Raw genomic sequence first — 5949 nt, forward strand, 5'->3', positions numbered from 1 at the left:
TCATCCTTGCTCTCTTGAGACAAGGTTTTCATGCTCCAGTGCTGTTCGTATAATCAAAACTTGTCCCCAGACACAGGCTTTCCCTACTATGGGAATTATGATTGATTAATCGGGTTATCGTGTTATCTGTGAGCTGAAACTGATGGAATTTTTGCCAAAATGACTCAAGAACCATTACAAACATTTTTGGATGTGGCTACCCTAGCAGCAACTGCGGGGGGTACAGTCTTAAAGTATTACTGGGGTAATTTACAAGATATTCAAGAGAAAGGACGCTCAGGAGATTTAGTCACAGAAGCCGATAAAGCCTCAGAAGCGGCAATTTTGGAGGTTCTCAAGCGCCATGTTCCCGGTCATGGTATCCTTGCGGAAGAGTCTGGTAGTTTAGGGGATACTAGCAGTCGCTATTTGTGGGCGATCGACCCCCTCGATGGTACCACTAACTATGCTCATCAGTATCCAGCATTTGCTACCTCGATCGCTCTTTTGATTGATGGAGTCCCCCAGGTCGGTGCGGTATATAATCCCTTTCATGATGAATTATTCCAGGGTGCGACTGGTCATGGTGCTACCTGTAACGGTACACCGATCAAGGTCTCTCAAACCAATTCACTAGATCAAAGTCTATTGGTGACAGGGTTTGCTTATGACCGTCGCGAAACCCCCGATAATAATTATGCGGAATTTTGTTATCTGACTCACCTCACTCAGGGAGTCAGGCGTGGTGGGTCGGCTTCTGTAGATTTAGCCTATGTCGCCTGCGGACGTTTAGATGGTTATTGGGAGAGAGGACTATCTCCCTGGGACTTGGCGGCGGGGGTGGTCTTAGTCCAAGAAGCTGGGGGAAAGGTGACAGCCTATGATGAGAGTCCTTTTGAAATTCAATCTGGGCGAATTTTAGCTACCAATGGTTTCCTACATTCTAGCCTTAGTAAAGCCCTGTTAGAAACACCCCCCTTATCTTCCTGGTAGCCTCTGACTCCCACAGCAGAATCACCAATCAGTCAGAAAATATGTCAAAATAAGATGGAGCAGCAGTTGGGCTTGAGTGAATTGCGGTCAGACGTACACACAGATACCGCGATCCGGTTATCTCTGTGGGCTTAATTAGCTAATCATCCGTAATTGTGTCAGGCTTAACTGTTATGCTTTCCAGTTGAGGGTTATTGGAATATCCTCGATATGGTTGCATCTAGTTATCATCCCATAAATATCACTGAAAATTAGAACTTAACTTAGCATTTCTCAGATACCAAAAGGCGAATACTATGTCATTTCAAATTAATCAAGGATTATTCCAGCTTGGAATTACGGACAATTATGCTATTTTAGGTGTTAAAATAGATGCTGATTTTAATGCTATTCGCAAACAATATATGAGGATTGCGCGTCGTTTGCATCCAGATACTTCTGCTTTTCAGGAAGCGGAAGAACAAGAAATTGGTAAGGAATTATTGGCGAAATTGGTGAGTCCGGCTTATAACAAGTTTTCTAAGGATGATGAGAAACGAGAATATGAGTTGTTAATCCAAACGATCGCCGCTCGCATTAAACAAGACCCCAACAGTATTCAAATCTCCACAGAATCAGCGAAAAAACTACAGACCATAGGTGATTTTAATCAAGCATATGAAACCAGTTTACAAGAATTGGTCGAAAAACAGTATGAATCGCCGAAACAAGCCCTGGCTAGAATTGGGGAAATTAGCGAACTGAATTTAGTGTATTTAATGCGATCGCGCCCAGGTAATGCAGCCGCTACACCTACGCCGCCACCCCCACCAGCAGAAGCTAAGTCAGAGGAAGCGCCGCCACCCCGACCAGCGAAAACATCTTTTGTGGATAAGGCTTGCGATCGCGCGGTCCAGTTAATGCAAACTAGCAACTATGCTAAAGCTATTCTGGAACTAAAAGACGCGGTAAAACGGGAACCATCACACCCCCGTTGTCATGGTCTATTAGGGTTGATTTATGTGAAACAAAATCAGCCTAAATTAGGTACACCCCATATTAAAAAAGCCCTAAGTATTGATCCCAATCAGCCGGAAGCGATCGAAGCCCAACAACTAATTCAGAAAACCGCTACCACCTCTAGTGTCAAAGGTAAAAGCAAAAAGTCAGATTCAGGAAGCGGCGGTTTATTAGGGCGACTATTTGGCGGGAGTAAGAAAAAATAAATGCCACCATGGTGAACAAATCGACTCAATTGGAGGTAAGCTGTAATAATCTGTAAGCCGTCCCCTAATTTTGTACTACTTTTTTTAATCCCATGATTCATCAACCGCCGCCGGGTGCGCGAGATCTACTTCCTCTCGATGTAGCCCAAAAAATTTGGATTGAACGCCGACTACAGCAAGTATTTCACGGCTGGGGCTATCATCGCATTATCACCTCTACCCTGGAAAGGCTTGATACCCTTATGGCTGGGGGGGCGGTACAACGTTCAACAGTCATACAATTACAAGATGCAGAAAATGAAGGTTTGGGACTGCGCCCGGAATTAACCGCTTCTATTGCTAGGGCGGCGGTTTCTCGCATGGCGGGGAATGACCACTGGCCGCAACGTCTGTACTACAATGCTAATATCTTCCGCAAGGGTGGAGAGACGGGACATGGTACCCAGTTAGAATTTTATCAGGCGGGAGTAGAATTACTTGGGGCTGATGGGGTCCGCGCTGACTCGGAAGTTTTACTACTGCTATGGGACTGTTTGCGATCGCTAAACTTACAAAACCCACAGTTTATCCTAGGGGAAGCTGGATTAACGCGATCGCTTTTATCTCCCTTTCCGCCACCCTTACGCGATCAGGTTCGACAAGCGATCGCTAATCTCGATAGAATTACTCTGGAAACCCTTTCCATGTCGCCAGAATTGCGACAACGGGCTTTATTCCTCTTTGACTTGCGCGGTCGTCCTGAAGACGTTTTAGCCAAGGTTTCCCAACTAGACCTAGACCACAGCCAAAGATCTGCCCTCAACAACCTAAAATCCTTAATTGATGGTCTCAATCAATATCAGAAATTGCGACCAGATACTCTATCTCCTATGTCTATCACCCTAGATCTCAGTCTGATTCAGACTTTTGACTACTACACAGGCATTGTCTTTATTGTAGTCAGTGATAGTCATTCGGGTTCACGGGTATTAGGTCGCGGCGGACGTTATGACCAGCTTTTAGGACTTTATCATCCCCAGGGAGAAACTAAACCCAGTATTGGCTTTTCCCTGACCATTGAGGAACTGCATCAGGTATTATTAGACATGGGAGAGCTTCCCTCTGATATTCCCTCCGGTGATTGTTTGGTGGTTCCCAAAACCCCCCAAGCTGAAGCCGCCGCCTTTGCTTATGCACAAGATTTGCGTCAGTCCCCCGATGCACAGGTACAAATGGAATTGAGTATTTCCGATGATTTACTCGCCCTCCGAGAGTCCGCCCGTCGCCGGGGAATTACCCAAATAGCCTGGGTAGATGAACAAGGTAATCCTACCTTAGAAGTGCTCTAGTCTAACGGTATCTTGGTCAAGGTGCCGCAGGCGATCGCCAGCCCGATAAAAACTCCCTAATCCCTTCTCCAATAGGGAACCGAAAGATCCTCTAAAAACGGGGAAGGGGAAGATCGCAAACCGCAAACCACCAGCGATCGCATCGCCCTAGAACAGCCTACATAAAATAGGCGGCGTTGTTCATCCAAAACTGATTCTTTTTCTTCCTCTGGTACATCCACACTTAAATAGGGTAAAATATTTTTACTCAGTCCCACAACTGCCACAAAGGGAAACTCTAAGCCTTTGGCAGAGTGGAGGGTCATTACTTTAATATAGGTGGCATTTAGATCAATTTCATGACCGGAAACAAACTGGGCTGGGCTGCCCTGGCTGGTTAGTTCTCTGGCGATGTTTTTAGCCATTTCTGACCGGGGACAGAGGATGGCTCCCCCGTGAATGGGGAGGCGATGCCGTTTGGCTGCCGCCATGAAAAAGGCGCGAATCCTTTGCGTTTCTTGTTGGAGATTTTCGGTTAAAATAATGGTGGGAATTTCCCCTTGATAGTCTGAGGGCGTTGGCTGCAAACAGTCCGCATCTCCCGCTGATGTCCCCTCTAAAATGGTGTTGGTGGCTGTGATGATTTGGGCGGTATTGCGATAATTTTGTGTCAAGGTTAGGGTCCGTCCGGTGACGTTTAAATCTCTGTGAATTTTTTTCCAACTAAAGCCTCGCTGATAGAGAGATTGGGAAGCGTCAGCAGTCAGATAGACGTTTTTTAAGGAGGGAACTAAAGCTAAAATACACCGTAGGGCGACGGGGGATAAATCCTGTGCTTCATCAATGACGATCGCCTCATAGGGTGGTGCAGATAATTGGGCGATCGCCGCCATCGCTTTTCGCCGCAATTGGGGCCAGGTAATATAGCCCATTTTGGTCATATTTTGTTCCCAGGTTTGATAAACACTCCATAAGGCTTCTCGCAATTTAGCCGATAGGGGAACTCCTCTCCCGGTTCTGGATAGGGCGAGGTATTCTTCTTGGGTGGCGACACCCCAACCGTTGATTGTTTCTTGGATTTCTTCCAGTAGGTAGGGGAGTCCCAGGTGTTTGAGAGTTTCCTGGCGACCGATGCGATCAGAACGGTTTTTACCGGGAATTTCTGCGGTTTGTAGTGCCTTTTGAAGGCAGTATAAGCACTGTTGATTAGTAGCAAATTTGGGTTTTTCGTGGTTCCTGATATAGTAGTTATAGGTGAGAGAATCGACCGTCGAAACTTGCACGGCTGCCTGGTCTAGAGAAGTGCCTAAAAGCTGTGTTAACAGTTGTTCTGAATAGGAGACTAAAGCGCGAGTATAAGTTGTAAATAAAATCGGTGTAATTCCCTGATAAACTAGGGTTTGAACTCGGTAAATAGCCAGGGTTGATTTTCCCGTGCCGGGGCCGCCTTTAACTAGGATAGGGCCGCCTTTGCCGAATTTGATCAGTTTTTCTTGTTCGGGATCGAGTTTTAATAGAAAGCTGGTCAGGGTTCCCTCCGCAAAACGTTCTAGGTCTTCGGGTTGGTTGAGGATGTATTCACGAGCGCTGATAATTTCTTCGATAGGACGAGGATAGAGGTTGTCAATGATACGCTGAATATACTGTTCGCTGATCGGTAATTCTAGCAAGGCTTCTGAGTTGGGAGCCGAGATAATTTCTGACCAGTATTCTGGGGGAATTTGCCATTTTTTGAGTATGCTTTTGGTGAGTTTAAAGGGTAATGCTGTAGTAATGAGAGTCGATTCTGGCGGGGTTACGGCAGACTCTGCGATCACTGGTTGGGGTTGGGGTTCGAGAATGGTGCGATCGGGTGGCGGCGTGGGGCTGTCCGTTTCGGTTAGTTCGATATCATAAGTGCGATCGTCCCGTTTGCGAACACTCAACAGTTTAACCCACCCATCCCCGAAGCAGTATAACAGGCGATAATCCCCGATCCGAACCCGGTAGACGTTGTTAGTATAGCCTTTTAATTTTTTGACATCCCCTATAGCATAAATCGGGTCTTTTTGCAGCTTTTTTAAGCTTTTCTCCGCTTTTTTTTGCACCGATTTAGGAAGGTTAAGGAGTTCACTGATAAAGGTGTTCGTGAAAGAAATAGTCCAATTCATAGTTTTTTTAGGGGGTCGGGAGTAGTGGCGGTTCATCAACCGCCTGTACAGGAGTTAGGCTAAGTCCCTCTCTGGGTAGTCCAGGGTAGGGTGAGGGCACAATTCGTTTCCGTCCTAGACCGTAATGTTTCTGATGATTCCGCTTTTCTTGATGTGCATATCCTAATTATCCATGCTCCAATGATAGAACATCAAACTTATATCTGGAGTTTAGAGCATGGTTAAAAATTGTCAATATCCAGTCAAATTCTTGAAAAAGCTCTAAGTACAGGACAAAAGTTGTAGAGCCTGGTGAAACCGCCCTGAAAACAAAGA

The 5949-nt window shown here is 46.0% G+C and carries 5 protein-coding genes; 4 read left to right on the top strand and 1 reads right to left on the bottom strand.

Annotation, left to right across the window (positions count from 1 at the left end; all coding sequences use genetic code 11):
* Nucleotides 1–159: 159 nt before the first annotated feature.
* The 3 genes from P5683_RS22020 to P5683_RS22030 all read left to right on the top strand — a co-directional run bounded on the left by P5683_RS22020 (nt 160) and on the right by P5683_RS22030 (nt 3505).
* On the top strand, nt 160–972 hold the full coding sequence (locus P5683_RS22020; protein WP_006621515.1) for an inositol monophosphatase family protein: 813 nt from the start codon (nt 160–162) through the stop codon (nt 970–972).
* A 296-nt stretch (nt 973–1268) separates the two neighbouring features.
* Nucleotides 1269–2177: a DnaJ domain-containing protein gene (locus P5683_RS22025; protein WP_315641043.1), complete on the top strand. Its 909-nt coding sequence runs from the start codon at nt 1269–1271 to the stop codon at nt 2175–2177.
* Between the two features lie 92 nt (nt 2178–2269).
* Nucleotides 2270–3505 (top strand): ATP phosphoribosyltransferase regulatory subunit, encoded by a 1236-nt coding sequence (locus tag P5683_RS22030; protein WP_315641042.1) that lies wholly within the window; start codon nt 2270–2272, stop codon nt 3503–3505.
* A 56-nt stretch (nt 3506–3561) separates the two neighbouring features.
* On the opposite strand, the gene P5683_RS22035 is transcribed toward P5683_RS22030, so the two are convergent.
* Entirely contained in the window at nt 3562–5634 is a 2073-nt protein-coding gene (locus P5683_RS22035; protein WP_315641041.1) for a 3'-5' exonuclease, read from the bottom strand.
* 90 nt (nt 5635–5724) lie between these two features.
* On the opposite strand from P5683_RS22035, the gene P5683_RS22040 reads away from it, so the two are divergent.
* Nucleotides 5725–5859, top strand: coding sequence for a hypothetical protein (locus P5683_RS22040; RefSeq protein WP_315641040.1), 135 nt, complete (start codon nt 5725–5727; stop codon nt 5857–5859).
* Nucleotides 5860–5949 lie beyond the last annotated feature (90 nt).

Source organism: Limnospira sp. PMC 1279.21, assembly GCF_032349615.1.
GTDB classification, from domain to species: Bacteria; Cyanobacteriota; Cyanobacteriia; order Cyanobacteriales; family Microcoleaceae; genus Limnospira; species Limnospira fusiformis.

Coding starts and splice junctions, on each gene's coding strand:
- P5683_RS22025 (WP_315641043.1), top strand. CDS start 1,269: ATGTCATTTCAAATTAATCAAGGATTATTCCAGCTTGGAATTACGGAC.
- P5683_RS22030 (WP_315641042.1), top strand. CDS start 2,270: ATGATTCATCAACCGCCGCCGGGTGCGCGAGATCTACTTCCTCTCGAT.
- P5683_RS22020 (WP_006621515.1), top strand. CDS start 160: ATGACTCAAGAACCATTACAAACATTTTTGGATGTGGCTACCCTAGCA.
- P5683_RS22035 (WP_315641041.1), bottom strand. CDS start 5,634: ATGAATTGGACTATTTCTTTCACGAACACCTTTATCAGTGAACTCCTT.